Genomic DNA, 26,801 nt, shown 5'->3' on the forward strand with positions numbered 1-26,801 from the left:
CAGCGATAGATATCGTTCTTATCAAGCTTTGGCCAAAAATGGCTTCCACCATGAAGCCAAAAAGTACGACCTGAAAGAAAATCCAGATCATCTAAAGTGGCTTCATACGATCATCTCTAATGCGAAAGCTTTTATTGGTGGTACCTACCACGGCTTAGATCCTAAGCACCTACAAGCATATCTCGATGAGTTTTGCTATCGATTCAACCGCCGTGAGGTCAAAAGCGAGTTATTCAATAGGTTAGTTCATTGTTGCCTATCGTCTACGACGATTACCTATCCTGAGCTAGTTGGATAATCAAAAAAAATAAATATTTAAGCGTGATGGGGGTGAATTTATAGTGATTCCTTATATGCGAAGGAAACGGATTGTAGAAGAAGTAGGAAAAAAAGAAATCGTATATGTGGAAGAGCTGGCTAATTCGCTAAAAGATATTTCACTTTCTACGATAAGAAGAGACTTGAGATCGCTTGCCGAAGAAGGCCAAATTGAGTTGCTGCGCGGGGGAGCTGTAAGAGTAAAAGAGGATGCCTACGAGACTCCCATCCAAACAAAACAGTTCATGCACCTCGAGAAAAAGGATAAAATCGCCAAATTCGCTGCCTCTTTGGTTAATGATGGGGATGTTATTTACATTGATTCAGGCACAACCGTATTTGAAATGGTAAAATACCTCAAAAATAAAAATGTGAAAATGGTTACTTCTAACACAAAGGTCATTAACGAGCTGGAGGATACCAAATACACTTGCATGATATTGGGTGGAGAGATTACGAAATCTATAGCTTCCATCGCAGGTCCGATGACGGAAACTTTACTGGCGAATATGTTTTTTGACAAGGCCTTCTTGGGTGCCAGCGGTTTCGATACTCACAGCGGAATCAACACACCTGACCCTAAAGAAGCGAAAAAAAAGGAAATTGTTAAGAAAAATTCAAAGGAAACCTATGTGTTAGTTGATAGTTCGAAAGCGAATAAAACAACCTTTTGCAAGGTTTTTGATATTGATGAATGTATTATTATTACGGATGAAGCGAATGAAGTGTTAGAAGCGAAAGAGAATGCTAAGTATTTCGTGGTATCATAACCATGAAAAAAATTGGATTTATACGCCATGGTACTACGGAATGGAATTTGGCGGGTCGCATGCAGGGACAAATGGATACCCCTCTCGCGGAGATTGGAAGACTTCAAACCCGTTATTTGGGGGAGCGATTGCAACAGGAAACTTGGGACGGTATCATAGCCAGCGATTTGATTCGGGCGCAAGAAACTGCTGAGCTTGTGGCAAGCCTGGCAAATATCCCATTGTTAGGGATAGATGCTCGTATTCGCGAGAGGTCGTTTGGTGAATTAGAAGGCACTACTTTGCAAGAGAGGGTTTTAAAATGGGGGGAGCATTGGCGGGAACTGGATCTAGGCATGGAAACAAAAGATCAGGTGTTCATGCGCTGGCAATCGTTTTCGCAAAATATGGAGGACAAATATGCCGGGAAAAGGATTTTGGTTGTGAGCCACGGAGGTTTTATCGAGCCCGTCCTTGAGAATACATGTGGAAGGTTCATGAAAGGACATTTACTGAATACTTCCCTTACTGTCATTGAGCGTGAAGGAATGAAATGGTGCTGTAAGCTGTTAAATTGTACGAAGCATCTTGGTCCATTGGATACTTAATCATAGGTGTTAATTGCAAAAAACTCATCGAAACAACATAATAGCATGTGCTGCATGATGTGGGGAATTTTGTTAAACTAAGCTGAGTTTATTTTAAATCATGAAATGAAGCAACCAGAATCAACTGTTCTTCAACTGGGGACGAAAGCTGTTAATAATGAGCAAACTGCAACCATATATAACAATACTCAAATGAAGAAAAGACTTATAGATCAAGGCTTTAGACCACTGCAACAAATAGAAACAAAGTAACCTATGTTCCCGCATACGGTGCATGTGGAGTGTCTAATATTGATGGTTCGTAAATGAGATTTGACAGTATTGCATAAATGGAGTTATTGATATAGTTACTTAGTTCAGTTGGGAGCACGGCATGGTCAGTTACACTATACGAGCCTGAGGGTGATCCTCAGGCTTTTGTGTTTAATTGCAGGACATCATAACTAGGTTCAGAAGTTTGCTGTTAATAAGGAATTGTCATTTTTCACTATAGTGTAATTTACCCATTGGAGGATTTTCACTTATACTGTCGAATTATTATCCGATATATACAGTGGATTGGATACTACTGTTTAATAAGCGGAATTGTTGATTCTTCGACTATTAAGCGATAGGAAAAAGGTCGATGTGTTCCGAGCCGACTGGCCGCCGCGTGGAGTCAATGGGGCGGTTTGCATAAATTTCGATTCGGGGTTGAACCCATGGCTGAGCAAAAAATCGATAAAGATAACTTTGAGGATATCGTCGCGCTTACCCCGGTCCAAGAAGGAATGCTTTTCCACAATTTGACCGAACCGGATAGCAAGCAATATATGGAGCAGTTGACTTTGTCTTTCGAAGGGAAAATGGACGAGGGGATTTTCAGAAAGCTTGCGCAGCAAACAGTTTTGGTCCGATTATTTGGCGGGTTATCAGACGATAACGGTCTTGCCGACACAATCGGTTTCGCGAAACGGGACAAAGAAGCCGGTTGGCTTGATAAGGTGTCATCTTCAATCCTGCCCCTTCGATGATCTTCTATCATTTACCCGAATTGGCGTGTTATTTAAATCACAGATTCATTTTATTAATGGCTAGCCTTTTATTATTATCGGATGTGGCTTATCTGACAGATCTTCGCTTAAAGGCGGGAAATTTACTAGAGAAAAGGATATTTCAAAGCTTGTGGAATAGAAGACTATTACGTGAAAATAGAGAATTTTACGATATTGCCGGAACGAAAGCAGTTCCATTCATCAGGAACCTCAGGAGGGAGACTTCGCATGTCCACTTTTAAGAAGAACACCCGGCTGGTGAACGAGATGCGGAAGCATGGGCTGCTATGGCCGTTTCTGGGCACACTCCTCTTTGATGCCGTCGGCATAGGTTATCACTCCCGTCACTCGGAACAGGGTTTGCTGATGGGGGGAGCCTTCATCTTCTTTATCTGTCTAGCCTGGTGCTTTCGGAATCGGTGGAAAAGGCTCTTCGTCTTACTGTCTACCGTCAGCTTTGTATTCTACTCCCTGATGCTCGACGCCGCACATCCGAATATGGCAGAATTCGAGCAAATCATCTTTCAAGTGTTTCTGACTTATGCATTCCTTTATACTGGAATCGTCACCACCTATATGGTCGCTTTACTGCTCAGCATGTACCCTGCGACTTTCCTCGGAGGCCCGCAGCACTTGCTGGCGATCGACCAAATATTGGCCCTCATGACCGTACCCGGCATCTTGGCCATCCGGACGCGCAGGCTCCGTGAGCTGGCGCAAGAACGCGACCGTTATCGGATTGCCAGCATCACTGACAGCTTAACGGGGCTCTATGTCCTTCATTACTTGCTGGAGCGGGTCCAAGCGGACATCGACGAGGGCAAAGCCGTCACCGTTCTGCTCATCGACATGAATAAATTCAAACAAGTTAACGATACCTACGGCCATTGGGTCGGCAATCAGGTGCTGGTTCATGCGACGAATCTGCTCAGGCGGTTTCTGGAGGGTCGTCCCGGACTTATTGGCCGGCTGGGCGGGGATGAGTTCGTCATTTTCCTGTTAACCGAAGCAGAACAGGCCCCTTCCGGGGCTATACTGAGACAGGAACTCACCAAGCTGGTCACACAGCACCCCTTTGTTCAGGAGGAGGGCGTCCCGATTCCGATCTTATTCTCGGTGGGCATTGTTTCGACCGAACAGACGGGACTTAGGGACGTATCGGAGCTCCTGCAAGCAGCCGACAGGGAAATGTATGAGCACAAAAACCACTTGAAATCGCAAGAGAATCCTATGCCGCAAAAGAGGTAAATTTCGATTCTCACGTTGTGTAGCTGTAATAACACGGCATGGAATACCACTTTATCGAAGCTCTGCCGCGGGTATTGCTGTCAAGAGCGGCCAAACTCCAGCTCTGACGCCAAAGCCTGCGGGGCTCACCTTTGAGCAGACGGCGGCAATTCCACAGGCGGCTGTACTCGCTTTGCAGGGATTGCGCGATAAAGGAAAGATTCGAAAGAGCCAGCGGGTTCTCATCAATGGTGCGGGGGGCGGCGTTGGCACATTCGCAATTCAATACGCCAAAATGCTTGGGGCGGAAGTCACCGGTGTGGACAATGCCCAAAAGCTAGATATGTTGCGGTCCATCGGCGCGGATTGTGTCCTTGATTATGTGAAAGAGGATTTCACCGCCAACGGAACGCGATACGACCTGATTCTCGACGTGGTCGGAAACCGGTCGGTTTTGTCGATCAGGCGCGCACTAAGGCCGGGGGCACACATGCCATGGTCGGAGGGGCTCTTCCTCGCATACTCCAGACGTTGCTGGCGGCACCGCTGACGGCTTTGCTGGAAAAGAAGAGAATGGCCGTTCTTGTCCACAAGCCGAATCACGACGATCAACTGGTGTGGAAGGCGCTTATCGAAGCTGGCCAAATTACGCCCGTAGTCGATCGGAAGTATTCGTTAGAAGACGCTGCCCAGGCGCTTCTGTATTTCGGAGAAGGCCGCGCAAAAGGTAAGGTCGTCGTATGCATGGAACCGCCGATGGCTTCCCGGTGAAGACCTATAACAGGGGCATATTACGCCACCTCCCCCAAACATCCGTATCATTATTCGGCGGCGAATTGTGGTTTTGCTCAGCCACGGATCGCCTCCACCATGAAAAGCCCGACCTCATGCAGTCTGGGCTTTTCTTCTGCTCGAAATTGTAAACCGTTTGTAGACATCAGAAATATGTCGTCTAGTTTCTTACCATTGTTGTAGACAAAATGTCTACATGTAGAGTTTATATATTCCACACATATCGAATCAGTATGTCTATTGATTTATAAGGGGTATGAGTGAGAGAGTAATAGGTTTGGGGACGAATTGGGGAGGCAAAGGAACTTTTGTTTCCAATTAGATTTTATTTTGGTAATTGTGAACGTTTAAGATTAAATGCGGTGAACCGTACCATAAGTGAGGCGAAATTTTTGGCATTAACCGCTTGCTGGGCGCGGAAATGAAATAAATCGGTTACCTAAATTTTCATAGGCAACCGATCTTATTATGGTAAGTTCGAATTCAAGTTGGGCAAAAGACATTCTAAGCATCACGCCGCGAACTGGTCACTACAACAAACCCCGCACCTATGAGTGTTGGGTTTGTTTTTAATGAATCTTGTAGACATTCGTACCGCTCTCATGATCTGAGCGGTTTTTTCATCTAGTTTGATGGTCACTCCGGAGCCCAATGATTTGCTCGTTCGAGTTTTTGATATCTGTTATTCTCCTTTTGCCCCAGTCATACATCATTTCCAACAATGGCAGCAGCGTCATGCCCAGTTCGGTCATCGAATACTCCACTTTCGGGGGCACCTCAGGATATACCTCCCGATGTATAATGCCGTCATCCGTTAATTCTTTCAGCTGGCTAGTTAACATTTTATGTGTAATTTTCGGTAATAGTCTTTGAAGCTCGCTGAATCGCTGAGTGCCCTCTTTTCCGAGATGCCAGAGGATGATGAGCTTCCACTTACCGCCGATAATTGACAGAGTTAGTTCTTTCTCGCAATTGAAGTCGCCTTGTTTAAGCTTGTCGAGTATTTCTTCTCTTAAGTCTGACATATTCTTCCCCCTTACCGCTCAAAAGGCACTTTTTTGTAACCAGCGCACAAAAAAGTGCATTCTTTTTTTATTTCACAGTATCCATTAGAATCAAACCTATCGAAGTTCATTGTACCATTATACCAAAGAAACGGATCAATAAAACATCCGTTCAACCAATCAAAAGAGGAGTGAATATAATATGGAACTGCAATTGGCATTAGATCTTGTAAATATTCAGGAAGCGAAAGAACTGGTGAAAGAAGTCGAATCTTATATCGATATCGTTGAAATCGGCACGCCGGTTGTTATTAATGAAGGATTAAGAGCCGTGAAGGAAATCAAGGAGGCATTTCCTCATTTGAAAGTGTTGGCGGACCTTAAAGTGATGGATGCAGCCGGTTACGAAGTGATGAAGGCGTCTCAAGCTGGAGCCGATATCGTTACGATCTTGGGAGTTGCCGAAGATATGACGATCAAGGGAGCTCTTGAAGAGGCCAAAAAGCAAAACAAGAAAATTCTTGTCGATATGATCGGCGTAAAAGATATTGAAAGTAGGGCTAAAGAGCTTGATGCACTTGGAGTGGATTATATCTGTGTGCATACTGTTTACGATCTCCAGGCCATTGGGAAAAACTCCTTCGAGGATCTTACGACCATCAAGCGCGTCGTTAAAAATGCCAAAGTGGCGGTCGCTGGCGGTATTAAGCTAAGCACCTTGCCGGAAGTCATCAAGGCGCAGCCGGACTTGGTAATCGTAGGCGGCGGCATTACCGGTGCGGAAGACAAGCAGGCAACAGCGGCTGAAATGCAGAAGTTGATTAAGCAAGGATAAACATATTCATACGGATGGCAAAGCTTTTGCTTTCTGAATGATGCAAATGGGCAATGAAGCTCATGTAGTCGATGAAACCTTAATTGATGATCGTCCTCACTTTTGGTGGGGACGATTCTTTTTCCACACAAAACCGCTAATGAAGGGGTGAAAATGATGGATGCGATGACTTTTATTTTGTTCGGATCCACCGGCGACTTGGCCAAAAGAAAAATTTTTCCGGCACTGTTCAATCTCTATTTAGAGGGAAAATTACCGCGTTCTTTTTCATTGATCGGCTTGGGACGTAAACCATATACAGACGCTGAATTTAAAACCTATGTAGAGCTTTCTTTACAAACCTTCTCCAGAAGCAGGCCTAATGAGTTACTTATGCAAGAGTTTCTTCGCTTCTTCCGTTATCAGGACATAGATGTTACGAAAAAAGAGGGCTTTCGGGAGCTGCTCAACATCGTACTAGAGCAGGAAAAAGAGCTGGACATTCCTGAAAACCGCATGTTTTATTTATCCGTCGCCCCCGAGTTTTTTCAAACCATAGCGGCTAACATCAAGGAAAGCGGTTTGGCCACCGCCATAGGGTGGAAGCGGCTCATCATCGAAAAGCCATTTGGAAAGGACCTTATATCAGCTCGGGAGCTAAACGACAAACTGGTCCAAACTTTTGAGGAAAATGAAATTTACAGGATCGATCATTACCTGGGCAAACCCATGGTGCAGAATCTGGAAACTTTAGTGTCGGACAACCCTATTCTTAAGGCCCTATGGAACAATCGTTACATTGCCAATGTACAAATTACGGCGGCGGAAACGGTCGGAGTGGAAGATCGTGCAGGTTACTATGACAAAGCCGGAGCCATTCGGGATATGTTCCAGAACCATATGCTCCAGCTTCTGATGATGATTGCTATACACCAAATGGCGCATAGTCCCGATATTCCGATCGGCACACGAAAGAGCCATATTCTCAAATCGCTTCGTCCCTTGTCCAAAGAAAACGCAGCGCTCGATGTGGTTCGGGGACAGTATGAAGCGGGGGAAATCGGGGGTAACGCAGTGGCAGGATACAGAGAGGAGCATGGCGTAGGTGCGACTTCGATGGCCGATACTTTTGTCGCAGCTCGTTTGTGGATCGACGACCCGCATTGGAGTGGGGTGCCCTTTTACATCCGGACGGGAAAAAGAATGAGGGAGAAGTCGACCCGTATTGTCGTTGAGTTTAAAGATCCGCAGCAACATGCTTCTTCCAGCCGAAAGCGGACAACTTCCCCAAACTTGCTTACGATCCAGATCAATCCGGATGAAAAAATCACACTGCAATTGAACGGTAAAAATGTGTTGAAGAGCGGAGAAACGAAACCGGTATATATGGACTTCTCGCAGTCCTCGGTTCACATGCCTGAGGCCTACGAACTGCTGATATACGACGCTTTGAGGGGCGACGATACGTTTTTCGCGCGCTGGGAGGAAACAGAATCGGCTTGGGAGTGGGTAGAGCCCTTATTAGAAGCGTTCGAAGAAAACGTGCTGCCCTTGGAGTTGTATCCATCGGGTTCATATGGTCCCGAGACGTCTTGCCGCTTATTGTCGGAGCAAGGTTTCCATTGGTGGCATGATGAGCAAGAAGAAAAAGAACAAAGGAGGTTGCTTGTGATATGAAAATTGGGTTGGTCGGCTTGGGCAAAATGGGGTTGAATTTAGGTCGAAATTTGTTGGATCACAACTATGAAGTGGTTGCGTACGATCTAAATCAGACAGCGGTGAAAGAGCTTCAGATCCATGGTGCTGCGGGCGCCGCGAGCTTGGAGCAGTTAATTGGTTCCCTGGAAACGCCGAGAGTCCTCTGGATCATGGTTCCGCATTCCGTGGTCGATTCCGTGTTAGGCGAAATAAAGCCGTTACTTTCCAGAGGTGATATCGTCATCGAAGCCGGAAATTCTCACTATAAGGAATCCATCCGCCGGTATAACGAGTTAAATGAAGCAGGAGTCCATTTTATGGATGCCGGAACCTCGGGAGGGGTGGAAGGAGCACGATATGGGGCCTGCTATATGGTTGGAGGGGATCCGCTCGCTTGGCGTGCGACTGAACAGATTTTCCGGGATACCGCAGTGGAAAACGGCTATCTCTATGCAGGCAAATCCGGCAGCGGGCATTACTTGAAAATGATCCACAATGGAATCGAATACGGGATGATGGCCGCGATTGGTGAAGGTTTTGAGGTTCTGGAGAAAAGCGGATTCGACTTTGACTACGAGCAGGTGGCAAAGGTTTGGAACCATGGCTCGGTTATCCGTTCCTGGCTGATGGAATTGACGGAACGGGCTTTCTCGAAAGACGCAAAGCTGGAGGGGATTGAAGGCGTAATGTATTCTTCCGGCGAAGGAAAGTGGACGGTGGAGGAAGCGTTGGACCTTCAGGCTGCAACACCGATTATTGCGATGTCTCTACTGATGCGCTATCGATCCTTGGAACAAGATACGTTTACAGGCAAAGTGGTGGCTGCCTTGCGGAGCGAGTTCGGCGGGCATGCGGTGGAACGGTCACACCTAACGGAGTAAGCTTCAATTTCGGCATCATAGATATTCATAAAGCTTTAAGGAAAGTCTAAGCGAAGAACATCCAAATATTTGAAGAAAAGGAGTCTCAACTATGAATCGTTTTTACTATTCCGAGAGATGTTTATTACGGAGAAGGCTCTCTGGAAATATTGAAAAGTCTCCAAGGATATAAAGCCATGATCGTCATCGGCGGCCAATCGGTGAAGGTCTCGGGTTACCTGGAGAAAGTGGAAGCTTATTTAAAAGAACCGGCTTTCAAACGCGGTTGATCGAAGGGGTGGAGAACGGCCCATCCGTAACTACCGTTCAAAACGGCGCCCGGCAGATGACGGAATTTGAGCCTGACTGGATTGTCGCCGTCGGAGGCGGATCCCCAATCGATGCTGCCAAAGCAATGTGGATCCTGTATGAGCATCCGGAGCTTTCGTTTGAGCAAATAAAAGCCCCGAACCCGCTGGCCTGTTTTACGCAGCAAAGCACGTTTTGCTGCGATTTCTATGACGAGCGGAACGGGCACCGACGTTTCCCCTTTTTCCGTCACACGGATCGTGAAAAAGGAGTGAAGTACCCGGTATTCGGATACGAGATCACCCCAGATATCGCCGTTGTCGATTCGGAATTGACTTATTCCATGCCGCCAGAAATTGCGGCCTATACGGGAATGGACGCCTTGACTCACGGAATCGAAGCGTATGTATCAACTTTGCATGATCCGTTTGCCGATCCATTGGCGTTGCAGTCCATTAAATTGGCCGTGGACAACATTGAAAAATCGGTTACAGGAGATCAAAAAGCAAGAGGTGAGATGCACTATGCCCAATGCATAGCCGGTAGGGCTTTCTCTAATGGATTTTTGGGAATTGTACACAGCCTGTCCCACAAGAGCAGCGCGCTGTTCAATATTCCGCACGGTCTTGCCAACGCCCTTTATCTGCCTTATGTCATTGACTTTAACAAAAAGGCGGATAGCGTGCGTTACGCGGACATTGCCAGATTGCTCGGCTTAAAGGGAAGCACGGAAGAGGCGCTCGTCGATTCCTTAACGGAGATTCTCCGCGGATTGAACAAATCGTTAAGGCTTCCATTAACATTGAAGCAGTTCGGCATTACCGAAGCCGATTTCCAGAAAAAGCTGGATCAAATGGCAGCGGGGGCGATCCAGGATCCATGTACGCCCTCCAATCCCCGGCAAGTTACCAGTAGAGGACATGAAGCGAATTTTCATCTGTGCGTATACTGGAGATAAAGTTAACTTTTAATGTTGATTCTTCCTACTTGAAACCCAAAAAAATCCGGGTTTTGCCCGAATGGTTAAGATCCGGATTTGGTGGACAAAAAAGACCAAACAAACAAGCTGAGACCGGGTATTCTATTGGTATCAGCTTGTTTATGTGTTCGTGAATCAAAATCAGTACAGAGCGTTATGGCTCATAAGGGTTTCTTGCGTGGTGATCAAGTGGCGGAGAGAAATTTTGCCTTATTGATGATAGGTGAACCGTATCATAAGTGACGGGAATTGACTAACAAAGACGGAGTGAATACAATAGAAGATCATATTCGCCACTTTTCACAACTTGCTGTTTTTTGATGTGATTGTAATCGCTCAAGGCACCGTATTTTTTTCGACGCGGGACTTTGGATTGTATGATTTTTGTATCTTTGCTGACTAAGCGCGAACTTTTGCTCACTTTCATTCGCTACCTTCGCTGATGCCAGATGCCAATCCTAACCGTCATATCACATTCATTCAAAGCGAAGGCCGTCACGTTGCGGCATTTCGCTTTTTTAAATATTGAATGTTCCGTAAACAATGTGAAATCAGCTATAATATAGGGGTGGATGCCCGGGGTGTCAGCATGAGGAGATCACGATATGATGAATATTTTTAAGGATTTTTTGCTGCAATTGGCCATTATAGCAACCCTTGTTTTTACCTTTCATTTATTTTTTGCGGAAAGGTTAGGAAAAAATCATTTCAAAAGAGTCATCCAAACCTTATTATTTGCACTATCCATTTTGCTGTGCATGTCCTATCCTGCTAGTATTAACAATCATTTCAGTTTGGATATCAGAATCGTTCCTTTACTGTTAGGGACTTTATATAGCGGTATGGGAACAGGTATATTGCTAGCCGCCATTATCATTTTATACCGACTTTATCTTAGAATTGATCTGGGACTCTATACGACGATTCTGACCCTTGTGATAAGCATGCCGGTTTTCGTAATTTTTCAAAAGTTGTACATAAAAGCTAACATGGTCAAGCGGATAACCATTGCGCTGCTCCTATCCGGTTTATATTGTCTTGTTGGAATAACTTCAACGTATTTAGTTGGTAAATTGTCCTTTAACATTTTTAAGGCAGAACTTCTACATAGCATGATTACGTTAGCGGTTGTGTTTTTCTTTGTTTCACTTGATGAAATCATAAAGGAAACACTCAAAAAAAATCAGCAGCTGCAATCTAAAGTCAAGGACGCGGAAATTGCCTTTTTACGTTCACAGATCAACCCCCATTTCTATATAATGCTCTGAATTCGATCGCCGCATTATGTATCCACGAGCCTGGTAAGGCCGAGAAATTGACCTTGGATCTGTCGCAAGTTTTGAGAAGCGGTTTTGACTTCAAACAAATGGAAACGATGACAACTTTAGATAATGAATTGGAGCTCGTCAAAGCCTATCTCAATATCGAACAGGCACGTTTTGGCGCTAGATTGTGTGTCGAATACGATGTGAATGCCGATCTGGATATCCGGATCCCTCCGCTGATCCTGCAGCCATTGGTTGAAAATGCCGTTAGGCATGGACTGATGTCCAATGTACGGGGGGGAACCGTGAAAATAACGATTATCCAAAAGGAAGCGAGCGCTTCTGTCAACTTTACAGTAGAGGACAACGGATGCGGCATGAGCGATCAAAAACAGCAGGAAATCCTTCAAGAAGATACGACAAACAGAGGCATTGGGCTGAGAAATATTAGTCAGCGCCTCAAGCATCTTTATGGTGAAAGTATTTGTATTGAAAGCGCAGAAGCAAAAGGGACGAAGATTTACTTCGAGATTCCGGTACTTCCGCTAAGGCAGATGGGAGGTTGAAGCATGCTGAAAGCCATAATCGTAGATGATGAAGAATTATCGATATTACGGTTGAAGAACATACTCTCCGTGAGCGGTGAGATCGAAATCTGCCATACGTTTCTGAACCCGTGGGAAGCTTATGATTATGTGAAGACAAACCCGATACAACTTGCTTTTCTCGATATTTCCATGCCTGAAATTAACGGGATGAAGCTCTCCAGCTTGCTGCATGAACTCGATGTTTCCATAGACGTGATCTTTGTAACCGGTTATGACGATTATGCGGTTCAAGCTTTTGATCTGAGTGCGTTGGACTATCTGATGAAGCCCGTAACCGAACAAAGAATGTCCAGGACGTTGGACAAGATCCTAAAAAAACGATTAACTGCACCTGCTGCAATCGCCATGGAGATTGTCCGACAGGATCAAGAAATACTGACAGGGCAAGAATCACGGATTGTACGATTAATCACCGCAGGATTATCGAACAAAGAAATCGCCAATGAACTGAACGTTTCGGCAGAAACGGTGAAGACGCATATTAAAAATGTGTACAGAAAGCTGCAGGTTAACAATCGAGTTCAAGCCCTCCAGCGTGCGAAAGATTTGAACATAATTGCATGAGAATCCCCCAATCGGGGGATTTTTTTGCGAAGAAAACCAGCATAAAATTAGTATATAGCAAAATTTGTCGTCATTTAAGAGAAGAGTGCGATAGGGTTTTGTATTTGGTCAATACGAATAAACAGGAGGATGTTCAATTATGGGAATCTTAAGCGGGTTGTTGGGGAATGCCACGGAGATCGATGTACAGAAAGTCGAGAAAGAATTTGAACTCATACTCGCTCCTCAGGAGCAAATTGAAAAAGCGTTTCAGTTGATTCGCGATTTGCTGGTGTTCACCGATAAGCGGCTGGTTATGGTCGATAAGCAAGGCGTCACCGGTAAAAAAGTCGAATATCGTTCGATTCCGTATAAAAGCGTAACCAATTTTGCTGTCGAAACCGCCGGACATTTGGACTTGGATGCAGAGCTTAAAATTTGGGTATCCGGTATCCATGAACCGATTGTGAAAGAATTCAAAAAGGACAAAAACATCTTCGACGTACAGAAGACACTGGCGCGGTTCGTTTTAAAATAAAAAAGGACAACAGGCGGCGCCGGTATTGTACCGGCGCCGAATAAATGAAAAGAGGGCTATAGAGAATGGTGAACACGACAAAATCTTCCGGCTTCAAGGCGTTTGTCCACGGCCAAAAATTTGCCAACTTCATATTGACCGTTGTTTTCTTAAATGCAATCGTAATCGGATTTCAGAGCTATCCTGCGATTGACGAGGCTTACGGTTCGTTATTTCACACGCTCGATGTTATATTTTTGGGCATTTTCACCATTGAGGTCATATTGAAATTAGTTGTTGACCGGACTCGATATTTCAAGGACGGGTGGAATTTATTTGACTTTACCGTTGTTGCAGCGAGTCTTATCTTCATCAATTCCCAGTTTGTCAGTGTGCTTCGAATACTGCGGGTGCTGCGGATTCTCAAGACGATTTCCTCGATCCACTCATTGCGCAGAATCATTACATCGCTCTTCATGGCAATTCCAACCATTGGAAGTATTTCGTTATTAATGATCATCGTTTTTTTTATTTACGGAGTGGCAGGCGCCACGTTTTTTTCGGAGGCTTCCCCCCAATATTTTGGAGATTTATCCAAGTCCCTCATTACGCTCTTCCAGATCGCCACATTCGATGATTGGGCCAATATTTACCGCCCTATCGCCGAAAACTCGCAGTTTGCTTTGGCCTATTTTGTAACGTTCATTTTTATCGCTGTATTCGTCATGCTGAACCTGGTCGTCGGGGAAATTGTAAATAATGCGTCTAAGATCCCAAGTGAGGTTCAAGAAGATATTGCCGATATTGAGAAAGAAGTTCATGAAATCAAAGTAGACTCGTCTGAAATTGCACTGCTGCGGAAGGAACTTCAGGACTTGAAGCTCTTATTGATGAATGAGAGAAAAGAACTGATAACGAAATCAAGTTAAGGAGATGCCATTCCACGTGCAAGAGACCCTCATGAACATCACAAAGAAACAGAAAAAAGGATTAATCATTTGTGCAATTATTATTGTAGCCATATATTTGGGAATGACCGTGTATTTCGGTTTATTTATGTCAAACGTGCGAAAAACTTCAGTTATAGATCACAAGAACCGTATGGATGTTACTCAGGCAGAGGCCCAATATCCTCCGAAGAAACCCGATTTTACTGAGGTAAAGATTGGTTCTTACTTGGAGAACATACGTAATGTTTCCATAGCGGATTCGTCATTTTCTGCCGATCTCTATATCTGGTTCTCCTGGCAGGGCAATAAGGAACTAAATCCAGGTGATCTGTTTCAAATTGTAGGTGGAAAAATAGATTCTAAGGAACTTTCAAGTGAGCACTATTCAGACGACGGCAGCAATTATCAACGCTATAAGATTAGCATTACAGCAGATAAGGTTTATAACACAACGCGGTTCTCACTTGAAGACCATATGCTTAATATTCTTATTGAAGATAAAAAGAACGACGGTGCAGCATTAAACTATGTGGTGGATGACAAATCGGCTATGAGTTCCAGAGTGAAAGTTCCCGGTTATCGTGTCACTAAATTTGAAGAAGTGGTTAAACCGCACGAGTATAAGTCCACTTTTAGTTCGCCCAATGCTAAAGGCCAGTATCGGGTTTTCTCCCAGTATGCTATAGGTATTTCAATGATCAGAACCGACTGGAGCTTTTATTTTAAAATATTTCTCCCTTACTTATTGTCTGTTGGTCTCGGCTTAGTAGTATTATGGACAAAACCCGAACTTATCGATGCCCGAACGGGCCTCGGCGGCGCTTCATTTTTTGGCGTCATTGCCAATGCCTATGTAGTCAATTCCCTCGTGCCGGCAAATTCAGGCACATTCGGGCTTTTGGATATTCTCACTTTATCGGCGTTGCTTTCGGTCTTTTTAATTGTGGCCGCGGCCATTTTGTCCTATAACTTATATCAAAAACAAGAAAAGCCCGAATTATCGGTAGCATTCGACAGAGTTGTATTTTATTCCATTACGTTTGGATACTTGTTGTTATCCTTAGTTTTACCATTCTGTACTTATTTGAACGTTTGACCTAGAATAACCGCCGGAAAAGAGAAAGTCGTATTGCTACCGCCAAATAGCAATGCGACTTTTTGTACTTCTACTTATTTGCTAGAAAATTCGCGTTAGACCCGATACGGAGAACTGTACCATAAATAGTGGTAAAGCAAAGAGTTGAAGTAGCAGTTGTTTTTAATGCCATTGAAAAAAGTCTTTCTCTTATTGTCAACGTTACGATAACTAATTGAAATGATGAAAAGCCGTTAAGGGGTTCATAAGCCATCTTAAAAGATTATATTAGAACAGATTACTTACATGAAAACCCAGAATGATTAAGGTTTCAGCGGACTATAACAGATTGCATCGGAAGGTCGGATTGACTCGCATATAGTGCATATAGAGGTTGTTACAATGATGGAATGGAGGGGAGGGGGAGCCTAAATAGGCTATGCCCTTTTCTTATCAATTAGTTTTGGAAGTTTAACTGATTTCGGTTGAACCGTCTTCGTGAACGTCAATTTGATTAATCATCTTGTGAATCATATTTCGTAGAAGCTCCTCGTTGCTAACCACGAAGAGGGCGGCAAATTTAGTTAATTCCCACTTAAAAGTCGAAACTCGTGAGGTTGTTTGCTAAATCTGATTGATTTTTTTGCGTTAAAATTAAACTTCAATTGCACAATATGTTCACTTGAAATCTGGGGGAAGTAATATTCGATTGACAGTTTTATTTTTATCCCCTAAAGATTTATATACTCGCTTAAATTCAATAAGTAGGATACTGGACTTAGGAAGCATTATTTTATCGCAATCTTCCGTAGGTTTGGGTTTATCACCAATAAGAATGTTTCCATCAACACTTTGTCGTAAGATGTACTTATTGTAGAGCACTGTACCATTGTTTAGAGTGATTGTCGCTAAAATGACTGTGGTAGAGATTTTGTTAAAAATAATGACCATAGGTTGTAGGAAAGCTCTGTATAGTACATATAGTAGTAAAAAGATAATAGAAATGCCTATGTATGATTTAAAAGTAGGTAATACTAATAATGTATCAACAGATTCTTTCTGTTTTAGACTGAGGGAGGAATTAAGGTAACTCAGAATCCAATTGATGAAGTAACCAAAGTGAGAACTAAGGATAGCTAAATAAATTATAAATAGTATTGGAAATAAAATTGACGTTTTTTTATTCTTTTTAAATTTCTTTAAGCAAAAGGCCAATAATTTATCGTTTATCGAAAGAATTAGAAAACTGATAAGTAATAACATTGCAATGGCTTGGAAAATTAAAATCATTAAATTTGAAATGATAGGATTTTCCGTATATGGGTAAGTAATACTTAATGGATGTTCCATATTATTAAATGATGTAGAAAATACCGCCATATATGTAAGCACACTCATTGCTGAAAATTCAAGAATAAGCATTCTAATTACTCGTTGATAACCGGTTAAAAAAGCTTTTTCTTCAAGAGTAATAAATATAACTGGATGTGGAACAAAAATAAATTTTAACAAGCCTAATACTGTAAGTATGAGTGTTACTCCAATACCACTGAAAACCCAAGACACAGTTTGCTGATCCAAAATATCATCTCCTTATTATAATAGGAATATAGTACCATAGTTTCGACATATTATTAGATAATAGATTAATAGCTTCTCATTGATCATTGAAAAGCAAGGCTTTTACTATCTTTTTGTCGAATAAGTAAGAAGAATATAGAATTTTTAAAATTCTTAATTTCATACTTTTATAAAAAGGTGATAAATGTGACTCTACCTTCGGAGCTATTAAACATATTTTTAAGCAAGCAAAAATCCTACAAAATGATACTCGTTTTAGCACTCTTATCTGAGGTGCGTGAAACCGAACTAAGGGTTGTCTCTTTATTGAAATTAAAACAACGGTTCCTCTCGCTGCTTCAAGAGAGAGAATCAAACGGTCTTTTGGTCGACCGGCCACCTGAAAAAGCGGGAGCCACTTGGAATAGCATGACTGTAGGCAACGTACAGTCTGTCATTTCCACCCCAATTTCAGCACTCTCCTTCATTTTGGAACAAAATAGCGAATCCATCGGCTTTAAGAAAGAGCTATATGAGTCCTGGTCAGACGATGTTCTAAGTGAACTTTACAATTACGCTCAAACAGAATTAGAAAACTATTACAATCAGCAGACACCAGAAAACTTCTCCATAAAAGAAGCGCTATCCGATATTTTATCCACCTATCTAGCAGCAAAAAGAGAAACGTTCGCAGGACACAGACTCGGCAATCTTGTAAGACAACTGATACCAACCGAGTTAAGGAAGTTGCCTTTTACCCACTCGGAATTAAAGATAACTGGGTCAGTAGGACAAGGAAATTGGGCTACCATTCCTTGGATCGCTATCATGGATAAGCGAATCACAGAGACAACACGCCATGGCGAGTATCTGGTCTACCTTTTCGCAGAGGATATGAAATCCGTCTACCTGACGTTCCTTCAAGGAGTCACGATCCCAATCGAAACGAAAGGTAAGGCAGCGGCCTATCAATATTTCAAAGAAAAAGTGCAAGAAATTCGAAACATGCTCCCTCTCGAAGGCATGGTTAAAGACGATGCGATTTATCTAACATCTGGCGGCATTGGCCAGGATTATCAGGTGTCTACAGTAGCTTATTACCGTTACGATTTGGACCAAATACCAGATGATGAACAGCTCGTCGCAGACCTTAGCAATGCTTTAATTAACTATAACGAATATGTAAATAAGGTGCTCCATCCGAAAGATGAACCTGAGGCACTCATTAGTTTCAATTATACGATCAGTCATTTGTATGCTGGGCAAGGTATTTTGAATTATCTGCATGATAATGAGCCGAATCCTATCTCCTTAGAGGAATTAGTAACCAATCAAGGCAGTGTTCTTCTATCCGGGGATGATGTGAAGCATCCAAAGGAAAGAGTCCGACATCTGGGACGAGCATTGCAAGATTTGAATTTATTATCTATAAATGAGAATCAGTTCTCCTTGACCGAGCTAGGTCAGGAGTATACGAACCATTTTAGCGAGAATAAATGGGTCTTAAGTGATCTCCAAGTCAAGATAATTCGAGATCACCTAAATAACTCGGAAATTCAAACTCCGCTTACTAGAAGCATTAATAAAGCTATCGAACTATGTAAGGAGCTAGGCTCCTTCACCTTAGACGAATTCTCTCCAATGTTTAACAATGCTCTCGGCACTCTTGAGACTTGGGGAGAAGTTACCCAGAAGCAAAGGTCTATTTTTATACTCAACTGGCTAGAGATATTGAAGTTTGTTACCAAATCAGGTCAGCAGTACACGTATAACGAGTGGGAGGAGACACCTCTTGTGGATTCACTAACAGTAATCGAGCGAGTAGCTACGATTAAGAGTTTCATCGCCAGCAAAGGGTTCATGTACCCTGATCATTGGATCGAGAACTTCTTCTTATCTCTAAAAGCAAAGCCCTTCGTCATTCTGGCAGGAGTTTCAGGCTCTGGCAAAACAAAGCTCGTGAAGCTATTCGCTGAGGCAGTAGGAGCAACCGCGAGTAATGGCCAATTCTCATTAATCCCAGTCCGCCCGGATTGGAGCGATCCTTCTGATCTGTTGGGCTACAAGGATTTGTCGGGTGTTTTTCGACCTGGGAAATTAACTGAAGTGTTGGTTGAGGCTTCAAAGCCGAGTAATCAGCATAAGCCCTATTTTATATGCTTGGATGAAATGAATTTGGCTAGGGTTGAGCATTATTTCAGTGATTTACTGAGTGTGCTTGAGACGCAAGAGTGGGATAATCAACGGATTGTAACAACGCCGCTTATACATAGAGACTCCCTGCAAAATGAGTCAGATAAGCAATTGTACGGCAACCTGCATCTGCCAGATAATGTTTATATTGTTGGAACGGTGAATATGGATGAGACGACGCATCCTTTTAGCAAAAAGGTATTAGACCGCGCCAACACGATCGAGTTTAATTACATTGACCTTGGTCAGTATCCAAAGGGTAAAGGGATGCCGGTTAGTGAAGGTGCTGCGGTTCCTCCTAATTCATTATTGCGAAGCGAATATTTGCAATTGGTTGATGTTTATCGTGACTATAAGCAGTTAACGGAAGAGACGACTGAGTTATTGGTGAAGATCAATGGGATTTTGGAGCAGATTCATTCGCACGTAGGGTTTCGGATCCGGGATGCGGTGAGTTTTTACATGATTTATAATGATCGGTTTGCTTTGCTCAGTAAGGAAGCGGCATTCGATATGCAGTTGTTGCAGAAGATTTTGCCTCGTATTCAAGGGAGTAATTCGTCTGTGAAAAAAGCTTTGCTTCAATTGATGCAGGTGGCTCAGGATCGTAGCTTACCTATTACGGAGTATATGGAGGATGCCTCTAAGCTTTATCTCTCTCCAGAAACGTTAGCAGCATCCAAATATCCACAAAGCGCAAGGAAAATCGCCTTCATGCTACGGAGGTTAGAAGAAGATGGCTTTACCTCATACTGGCTCTCTTAATCAAAGCACGGAATTGCTGCGAATCGAGACGAATCTGTTCAATCTCTATATTCAGGGCAAGCCGTTCCATCCCACGGTTGAAACTTTGAATCTCCATCGTAATGGGGATGAGGAGTGGGTAGATGCCCATTTTCACGCTGCACCGCTGGTGGATTCGTTGGTCATAGATTCTATTTCTGTTTTCTCTCATGAACACAGGGTGATGACGAGTTGGAGTTCGGGCGATGTGTGTGCGCCGACTTTTTATGAAACGCAGGCCTATGAACTGGTCATTGAAAAGAAGGCGGATATCCCCTTAACCTTTCACCACGACAACATCCATGTGAGACAGGCGATTAAGCCGCTGGGGAAGATGATTTTATCAGGGATTCTTAATTTTCAAAATGAAGTTGGACTCTCTGAGCTGGAGCTTCGATTGAATGGTGAGGCTATTTTTCGTCTTCAGTTAGAGATTTTTCCATCGAAAATCGATTATAAGAATGACTATCAGATGATCCTTAACGATGTTAATGAACAGATTTATAATCTTTCCTTCGATTTTCTGCGGAAAACGTACAACCTGACAGGGTTAAAAGAAACGAATCATCAGAGTTTGACGGAGTATTTTACGATTTTGCTGCATGTATTTACGCAGCTTGTGCAGGCTGTTGAGAGGATCAAGCTGTCGCCACATTTTAAGCTTCAAAGCGAGAATCGTCTAGTAGATGCTGCACGTGTGAAAAGAGCCGGAAAAGAGAACATTGCCTACCTAGCCAAGCGCCCACATCTATTAGCTAAGGATCCTGTGAACGGGATCATTCAGGTAGAGGGCCAGCGGTTTACACCGACTCATTTGCTTGAGACTAGACGCCATGTTCATTATGATACGGCCGAGAATCGCTTCGTGAAATGGGTGCTTGTACGCATTGGGCAGAAGCTTAAGGATGTTAAAACGCGTTTAGCTCAAAAAAGTCGTATAGAAGATCCTAATCTTACGAAGAAGCTTAATTTTATGCAGAGTCAGGTGCAGCGGTTGTTACAGCATGATTTTTTGGAAGTTGGCGAGATGAGTCAGCTGTCTATTTCTCTGGTTTTGCAAATGGCATCGGGGTACCGAGAGGTATACCGTTATTATTTAATGCTGTTAAAAGGTTTGTCGATTCAGAATGATCTTTTCCGATTATCGATGAAAGATTTGGCTCAGCTCTATGAATACTGGTGTTTCTTGAAGATTCACCATCTTTTAAGCAAAAAGTATGAGCTGCTCAAACAAGATATTATCAAAATCAATCGGAGTGGGCTGTTCGTCACACTGGATAAGTCCCAGCAGGCGAAGATGGTGTATAAAAACCCGCCCAACGGGGAGATTTTTACGCTGTTTTATAATGCGCTGCCCAAAGATGATCAGCATAGTCCAACTCTGTCCCAGCGGCCAGATAATGTCCTGACTTTGAAAAAGAACGACGCCGCGGCGGAGTATAAATACATTTTCGATGCTAAATATCGCATTAATCCTGCTTATGAGGGTACGCCGTACTTCGAGAGATACCGGATGCCGGGGCCGGAAGAGGATGATATTAATACGATGCACCGCTATCGGGATGCGATTGTGTATTCGGAGGGGCAGGGGAAAGAGTACGAGCGGAGCATGTTTGGGGCTTATGTGTTGTTTCCCTATCATGATGAGGAGCGGTTCCAGCAGCATAAGTTCTATAAAAGTGTGGAGCTCATTAATATTGGGGCTTTTCCATTTTTACCGAATTCGACGAGTTTAATGGAGAAATTCCTGGACGAGATTATCATGGATAGTCCGGAGAAAGCCTATGAGCGGACGACGAGGCCGCGAGGGACTAAGGAGTATTACGGTAATAAATTGTCTGGGAAAAATGTGTTGGTTGGGGCACTGAGTAAGAAGCCGCAACTGGATGCTGCGTTGGAGCATGGATTTTACCATACGCCTTTGCGAAATATTACGGATCATAAGGTGTTGACTAGATTGGAATACGTTGCGTTGTATCAGTCGATTCGTTTGTTTGGTGCGGATGATGCGGGCATCTCGTGGTATGGAAGAGTGAGAGAGTGGAAGGTTGTTCCACGCTCGGCGATAACGGCTATTCCCTCAAGTCGAGGTGCGACGGATGAGCTTTATGTTGTGTTTGAGGTGGATGAATGGGTTAGAAGAGAGAAAGCGATAATTCCCGCGGGGCATGGGATTTATCGGATTTTGTATACGACGGATTATATGCTTAATAGGGCGAAGGAGGTCTCTGAACTGCGTTTGGAGACTGAAGAGGAACTTAGAGATTGGCGGGAGAAGCGGCGTGTGGGTAAGGTGAAGGTGACGCTTGATCGGGAGCATTTGGATTTGGGGAGTTCGGTGTTAGGGATTGGGGTAACCTCTTCAGACTGAGATAAATAAGGGGCACGATGCGAAAAAGTAATGGGAAGCGAATGATTAGATGCTATTGCCGTTGTGGTATAATGGTAATAGTAATCGAAAGGTGGGGTTATCCATGAGCGTGAATCGTGAAGAGTTGAAACGTTTGATCGACCATATTCCTGAACAAGATGCGGCTGAAGTTCTTGACTTTATTGGTTACTTGAACATGAAGCGAGAACGTGAAGCTGCTCAGCAATTGGATATCGAGGCTCTTTCTGAAGATGCGGATCTTATACCACAGGTTCAAAAAAGCCGCGAAGATAGAAACTCTGGACGCGTTTATGGCCAACAAGAAGGGCTCGATTATCTCCGTGTAAAGGTGGAGGAATTTGAGCGTGGACAAAGTTTATAATGTATATTGGTCGCAAACAGCTCTTGATGAGCTAGCTGGTATACTGGCTTATCCTCCTGAAGTGAAGGAAAGAATTTATTTGGAGTCTTTTAAACGACTATCTTACACACCAACCCTTACCGCTGTTTTGGTTAATTGGAAGGTTATTGGGCAAGACTTGGTCTCTACCAAGTCATTCTTGTGTTTGAGGTAGATGAAGATAAATCTGTCATTTGGATAGATGGAATTAAGCATAAGCGTGAAAACGTCTATTGGAAGAAGTGAATGGCAAAATTTCAACTAGCAACCTCCCCCCAATCATGCGGCGGAGGTTTTTTGTTTTGCAAATTATTGGAAGTTTTGAAAGATCTCATGTACCAACAAATGGTTTACTAAAAGATGAGCAAAATCACAAGAGAAGATACTTCTACTTGCTTTCGTTAATCACAATTAATGATTGGAGCAGTATAAATCATATCAACTTTTTTATCAATCTTCGTGAGTATGATAATGCATTTTTATCAAGACAAAGTTTGAACATCTCATCCGCTAAAATTCGTGGATTAACAGCATCCAGTAAATGCAGCATTCTGTACCAAGTTAAATAAATGGGAAGGTTTCGTGTGGAAACTCCCCGCATTTTACGATAGAAACGAAGAAAATCTATTTCAATTGATTGAATTGTGCTAGCTGAGTTTGCAGGCTTCACTTCAATCTGTAATGCCTGTTCTGTACCATGTAGCACATTAGCAAATAGTTGATTAGGGGCCTCTCGAACAGCCCGAACTGCGGTTGGAGACGGAAGAGGAATTGCGGGATTGGCGTGAGAAACGGCGTGTGGGTAAGGTGAAGGTGACGCTGGATCGGGAGCATTTGGATTTGGGGAGTGCGGTTTTGGGGATTGGGTTAGAGTAGTAATAGGAGAAATCAAAAGCACTCGATAATTGGGTGCTTATTTTCTGTTTAATAAAATAAGAAAGACTTGTATTAGAATAACTCTGGGGCGACTACACCTAATCATAATACGCGAAATGTTGCGTCCCTAATATTTATGTGAAGAAACTTTCATTCATTACGGTAGAATATCTAATATTCGCATGGATAAAATGAACAGGGATTCGACTCCCACGCTTTTCTGAACCCTTCCATGCCAGCGTAACAAAGTGAACTTTAATGCCATAAAGTGACTATTTCGCTAAGAAAGCGACGCTTTCAAAAAAACTACGACAATATTCGTGAAAAATAATAGAAATATAGAGATTTTCACTTTCTTCCACTTTGCATAAAAGCTAGAATCTGATAGGATATAAAGAAAGACGATGGATTTAGTAAGAATTAAAAGGAGGCACCTTTTCATGGAAAAACAATTGCTTGATTCCATAGATGAAATGACGCATCTGGATCAACTCGAGGCTGAAGCGATTTATATTATTCGAGAAGTAGCGGCGGAATGTGAAAATCCCGTGATGCTGTATTCGATCGGGAAGGATAGTTCCGTGATGCTGCATTTGGCGCTGAAAGCTTTTTATCCCGAGAAGCCGCCATTTCCTTTCATGCATATTGATACAACCTGGAAGTTTAAAGAAATGATCGAATTCCGCGATCGCAAAGCGAAAGAATTTGGGATCGAAATGATTGTTCACTCGAACGAGGAAGGTGTTAAACAAGGGATCAACCCATTTGATCATGGTTCCGCGTACACCGATATTATGAAAACTCAAGCATTAAAACAGGGATTGGACAAATACGGTTTTACAGCTGCGTTCGGCGGCGGAAGACGTGACGAGGAGAAGTCGCGTGCGAAGGAGCGGATATTCTCTTTCCGTAATAAAAACCATGCCTGGGATCCGAAAAACCAACGACCAGAAATGTGGAAGCTTTTTAATACAAGAATCAATAAGGGCGAAAGCACCCGCGTATTCCCAATATCCAACTGGACGGAAAAAGACATCTGGCAATACATTCGCAGAGAGAACATTGATATTGTGCCACTCTATTTTGCAAAAGAAAGACCTGTACTCGAACGCGACGGACATCTCATCATGGTTGACGATGATCGCATGAAACTCGAAGCTCATGAGAAAATTGAAATGAAGAAGATGCGGTTTCGTACATTAGGCTGCTATCCCCTTACTGGCGGAGCCGAGTCGGAGGCGGATACGATAGATGCCATTATTGAAGAAACGCTTGGTGCGGTCTCATCCGAACGGACAACACGGGTAATTGACCAAGAAGCGGCGGGAAGTATGGAAAGACGTAAACGGGAGGGTTATTTCTAAAATGAAAAGTCTGCTTAAATTTATTACTTGCGGAAGTGTAGACGACGGAAAATCCACCTTAATCGGACATATGCTATATGAGGCCAAGCTATTATTCGCCGACCAAGAAAGAGCGTTAGAGCTGGATAGCAGACTGGGCAGCCGCGGCGGCAAAATTGACTATTCCTTGCTTCTAGATGGGTTACTGGCGGAGCGTGAACAAGGGATTACCATTGATGTGGCTTATCGGTATTTTACGACGGACAACCGTTCGTTCATCGTAGCGGATACACCCGGACACGAAGAATATACCCGTAACATGGCCGTAGGCGCATCTTTTGCAGATCTGGCTATCATTCTTGTGGACGCGAAAAAAGGGGTTATTACTCAAACCAAGCGCCACACTCGGATTTGCGCACTTATGGGCATTAAACATCTTGTTTTAGCTGTGAATAAAATGGATTTAGTGAATTTTGATCCTAAGATATTTGATGCGATCAAACAAGAATTCTTGCAATTGACCGCTGAGTTTCACTTTGAAAGCATTCAGGTGATCCCTGTCTCTGCAACAGAAGGGGATAACATTACGAAAAAATCGCCAAATACCGCTTGGTACGAAGGCCTTGCTTTGCTGCCGTATTTGGAAAATGTGGACGTTCATCAGAACGACAATGCGAAGCAATTTATGATGCCGATTCAACGTGTATGCCGTCCGGACCATACGTTTCGCGGCTTCCAAGGGCAGATCGAGGGTGGGCGTATCGCGGTTGGCGATGAGCTGACAACGCTGCCTAGTCATGAGAAGGCGAAAGTTAAACGGATTCTCGTGGGAGACCAAGATCGGGATTACGCCTATGCTGGGCAGCCCGTAACGATTCAATTGGATCGGGAAGTCGACGTTTCGCGGGGCTGTGTATTCACGAAGGATAGTCAAATTCAAGAAGCGGACAGTTTTAACGCCACGATCCTTTGGATGGACGATTCCGTACTGACGCCAGGTAAAAACTATCTGGTCAAAGTAGGTACGAAAGTACTGCCAGGTACCGTAACGGCCATTACGCATAAAATCGAAATTAATACTGGAAAAACGGTTCCAACCGATCATATTGTCAAAAATGAATTGGCAAAATGTGAGTTTTCTTTATCAGACAAAATCGTTATTGATTCTTTTGAACAAAATAAAAGCATTGGCGGATTTATTCTGATCGATCGTGTCACCAATATGACATCCGCTTGCGGAGTGATCGAGCAAACCCTTCAAGGCTCAGATAAAGTTGTACAGTTAGATACGGAAATCACCAGAGAAGTTCGTGCTCAGCAAAAAGGTCAAAATCCTTTGACCCTTTGGTTCACGGGTTCGGTTTCAGATCAATCGGCCCTTGCGAAGGAAGTTGAAAAACGTTTGGTATCGACAGGTCATCACACCATGTTACTCAAGAATGGCCAAGGTGAATCGTTGCAGCGATTAGCAGAGGTTGCCAAATTGATGAACGATGCTGGACTGATTGCATTGGTATCGAATGATTCCCCGATCGAAAACGACCAGGCCGCGCGTGACATCATTGGCCAAGAATTTGTTGAAGTTTATGTAAACAGAACGGTTGCAGGCAGTTCGAGCACAAATACTACACCTGGGAACCCGGAAATCGTAATCGATACAAGCAAGTTTTCAATCGAAGAAGCTGCAAATTATGTAGTGAAACGAATTATCAAATATTTAATCAATGAGAGTAGTCGTGGACAATTCCTTAATTTCTAATACTTAAATAAATCGACGCAACGAAATAGTCTTTGAAAAATAGTATCCCTACATCACCGTGAATGGTGATGTAGGGATTTTTTTCTTGTGTCCGCGGCATGGGGCACCTGTTAAGACTCTATTGGTGTGAAAATTGGTGTTAAGTTGGTGAAAAAACCTCTCCTTG

Annotated in this window: 26 protein-coding genes; 24 read left to right on the forward strand and 2 right to left on the reverse strand. The window is 43.3% G+C overall.

From position 1 onward, the window contains the following. The 7 genes from G519_RS43155 to G519_RS52185 all read left to right on the forward strand — a co-directional run. A partial coding sequence (locus G519_RS43155; RefSeq protein ID WP_244280112.1) for a transposase occupies nt 1–298 on the forward strand: 298 nt, incomplete at its 5' end. A 43-nt stretch (nt 299–341) separates the two neighbouring features. Then, on the forward strand, nt 342–1,088 hold the full coding sequence (locus G519_RS0115550) for a DeoR/GlpR family DNA-binding transcription regulator (RefSeq protein ID WP_029195499.1): 747 nt from the start codon (nt 342–344) through the stop codon (nt 1,086–1,088). A 2-nt stretch (nt 1,089–1,090) separates the two neighbouring features. Next, nucleotides 1,091–1,675 (forward strand): histidine phosphatase family protein, encoded by a 585-nt coding sequence (locus G519_RS0115555; RefSeq protein WP_029195500.1) that lies wholly within the window; start codon nt 1,091–1,093, stop codon nt 1,673–1,675. Nucleotides 1,676–2,376: 701 nt separating this feature from the next. Beyond that, on the forward strand, nt 2,377–2,688 hold the full coding sequence (locus tag G519_RS0115560; RefSeq protein ID WP_029195501.1) for a hypothetical protein: 312 nt from the start codon (nt 2,377–2,379) through the stop codon (nt 2,686–2,688). A 387-nt stretch (nt 2,689–3,075) separates the two neighbouring features. Continuing rightward, nucleotides 3,076–3,957: a GGDEF domain-containing protein gene (locus G519_RS0115565; RefSeq protein ID WP_161632926.1), complete on the forward strand. Its 882-nt coding sequence runs from the start codon at nt 3,076–3,078 to the stop codon at nt 3,955–3,957. Nucleotides 3,958–4,129: 172 nt separating this feature from the next. Then, nucleotides 4,130–4,486 (forward strand): zinc-binding dehydrogenase, encoded by a 357-nt coding sequence (locus G519_RS52180; protein ID WP_029195503.1) that lies wholly within the window; start codon nt 4,130–4,132, stop codon nt 4,484–4,486. Then, nucleotides 4,432–4,707 (forward strand): zinc-binding dehydrogenase, encoded by a 276-nt coding sequence (locus G519_RS52185; RefSeq protein ID WP_244280126.1) that lies wholly within the window; start codon nt 4,432–4,434, stop codon nt 4,705–4,707. Before G519_RS52180 ends, G519_RS52185 begins: the two co-directional genes overlap by 55 nt. Nucleotides 4,708–5,348: 641 nt before the next feature. Here the strand turns inward: G519_RS52185 and G519_RS0115580 are convergent. Continuing rightward, nucleotides 5,349–5,753: a winged helix-turn-helix transcriptional regulator gene (locus tag G519_RS0115580; protein WP_029195505.1), complete on the reverse strand. Its 405-nt coding sequence runs from the start codon at nt 5,751–5,753 to the stop codon at nt 5,349–5,351. Nucleotides 5,754–5,934: 181 nt separating this feature from the next. Between G519_RS0115580 and hxlA the strand changes: the two genes are divergently transcribed. The 11 genes from hxlA to G519_RS0115635 all read left to right on the forward strand — a co-directional run bounded on the left by hxlA (nt 5,935) and on the right by G519_RS0115635 (nt 15,371). Then, nucleotides 5,935–6,567 (forward strand): 3-hexulose-6-phosphate synthase, encoded by a 633-nt coding sequence (gene hxlA / locus G519_RS0115585; RefSeq protein WP_029195506.1) that lies wholly within the window; start codon nt 5,935–5,937, stop codon nt 6,565–6,567. A 156-nt stretch (nt 6,568–6,723) separates the two neighbouring features. Then, nucleotides 6,724–8,223: a glucose-6-phosphate dehydrogenase gene (gene zwf, locus G519_RS43165; protein ID WP_051253423.1), complete on the forward strand. Its 1,500-nt coding sequence runs from the start codon at nt 6,724–6,726 to the stop codon at nt 8,221–8,223. After that, a complete protein-coding gene (gnd, locus tag G519_RS0115595; protein ID WP_029195507.1) occupies nt 8,220–9,125 on the forward strand; it encodes a phosphogluconate dehydrogenase (NAD(+)-dependent, decarboxylating) in 906 nt (301 codons plus the stop codon). Before zwf ends, gnd begins: the two co-directional genes overlap by 4 nt. A 149-nt stretch (nt 9,126–9,274) precedes the next feature. Continuing rightward, on the forward strand, nt 9,275–9,394 hold the full coding sequence (locus G519_RS52975) for an iron-containing alcohol dehydrogenase (protein ID WP_161632927.1): 120 nt from the start codon (nt 9,275–9,277) through the stop codon (nt 9,392–9,394). An 8-nt stretch (nt 9,395–9,402) separates the two neighbouring features. After that, the gene (locus G519_RS43170) at nt 9,403–10,371 is read left to right on the forward strand and encodes an iron-containing alcohol dehydrogenase (protein WP_161632928.1); all 969 of its coding nucleotides are present in this window, start codon (nt 9,403–9,405) and stop codon (nt 10,369–10,371) included. Nucleotides 10,372–10,997: 626 nt separating this feature from the next. Next, entirely contained in the window at nt 10,998–11,660 is a 663-nt protein-coding gene (locus G519_RS47520; protein WP_029195508.1) for a LytS/YhcK type 5TM receptor domain-containing protein, read from the forward strand. A 20-nt stretch (nt 11,661–11,680) separates the two neighbouring features. After that, on the forward strand, nt 11,681–12,223 hold the full coding sequence (locus tag G519_RS47525) for a sensor histidine kinase (RefSeq protein ID WP_244280132.1): 543 nt from the start codon (nt 11,681–11,683) through the stop codon (nt 12,221–12,223). 3 nt (nt 12,224–12,226) lie between these two features. Beyond that, nucleotides 12,227–12,829, forward strand: coding sequence for a response regulator transcription factor (locus G519_RS47530; RefSeq protein ID WP_051253424.1), 603 nt, complete (start codon nt 12,227–12,229; stop codon nt 12,827–12,829). Between the two features lie 139 nt (nt 12,830–12,968). Then, nucleotides 12,969–13,346: a PH domain-containing protein gene (locus G519_RS0115625; RefSeq protein ID WP_029195510.1), complete on the forward strand. Its 378-nt coding sequence runs from the start codon at nt 12,969–12,971 to the stop codon at nt 13,344–13,346. A 65-nt stretch (nt 13,347–13,411) separates the two neighbouring features. Further along, the gene (locus tag G519_RS0115630) at nt 13,412–14,254 is read left to right on the forward strand and encodes an ion transporter (protein ID WP_051253425.1); all 843 of its coding nucleotides are present in this window, start codon (nt 13,412–13,414) and stop codon (nt 14,252–14,254) included. Nucleotides 14,255–14,285: 31 nt separating this feature from the next. Next, nucleotides 14,286–15,371 (forward strand): hypothetical protein, encoded by a 1,086-nt coding sequence (locus tag G519_RS0115635; RefSeq protein WP_127527896.1) that lies wholly within the window; start codon nt 14,286–14,288, stop codon nt 15,369–15,371. Nucleotides 15,372–16,028: 657 nt separating this feature from the next. Here the strand turns inward: G519_RS0115635 and G519_RS0115640 are convergent. Beyond that, nucleotides 16,029–16,931 (reverse strand): hypothetical protein, encoded by a 903-nt coding sequence (locus G519_RS0115640; RefSeq protein WP_029195513.1) that lies wholly within the window; start codon nt 16,929–16,931, stop codon nt 16,029–16,031. A gap of 306 nt (nt 16,932–17,237) precedes the next feature. On the opposite strand from G519_RS0115640, the gene G519_RS47535 reads away from it, so the two are divergent. From G519_RS47535 to G519_RS47540, 6 genes are all read left to right on the forward strand, one after another. Further along, the gene (locus tag G519_RS47535) at nt 17,238–19,868 is read left to right on the forward strand and encodes an MrcB family domain-containing protein (protein WP_161632929.1); all 2,631 of its coding nucleotides are present in this window, start codon (nt 17,238–17,240) and stop codon (nt 19,866–19,868) included. Next, nucleotides 19,840–22,257 carry a restriction endonuclease-like protein gene (locus tag G519_RS0115650; RefSeq protein ID WP_029195514.1) on the forward strand — a complete coding sequence of 806 codons (2,418 nt, stop codon included), beginning with the start codon at nt 19,840–19,842 and terminating at the stop codon, nt 22,255–22,257. Before G519_RS47535 ends, G519_RS0115650 begins: the two co-directional genes overlap by 29 nt. A gap of 103 nt (nt 22,258–22,360) precedes the next feature. Continuing rightward, nucleotides 22,361–22,639, forward strand: coding sequence for a hypothetical protein (locus G519_RS0115655; RefSeq protein ID WP_029195515.1), 279 nt, complete (start codon nt 22,361–22,363; stop codon nt 22,637–22,639). Next, a complete protein-coding gene (locus tag G519_RS0115660; protein WP_029195516.1) occupies nt 22,623–22,832 on the forward strand; it encodes a hypothetical protein in 210 nt (69 codons plus the stop codon). The genes G519_RS0115655 and G519_RS0115660 overlap by 17 nt, the downstream gene beginning before the upstream one ends. A gap of 1,141 nt (nt 22,833–23,973) precedes the next feature. Then, nucleotides 23,974–24,897, forward strand: a complete 924-nt coding sequence (gene cysD / locus G519_RS0115670) for a sulfate adenylyltransferase subunit CysD (protein ID WP_244280127.1) — start codon at nt 23,974–23,976, stop codon at nt 24,895–24,897. Between the two features lies 1 nt (nt 24,898). Continuing rightward, nucleotides 24,899–26,635, forward strand: coding sequence for a GTP-binding protein (locus G519_RS47540; RefSeq protein WP_064743467.1), 1,737 nt, complete (start codon nt 24,899–24,901; stop codon nt 26,633–26,635). Nucleotides 26,636–26,801 lie beyond the last annotated feature (166 nt).

Origin of the sequence: Paenibacillus alginolyticus DSM 5050 = NBRC 15375, from assembly GCF_000422905.1 — a bacterium.
Lineage (GTDB): Bacteria > Bacillota > Bacilli > Paenibacillales > NBRC-103111 > Paenibacillus_E > Paenibacillus_E alginolyticus.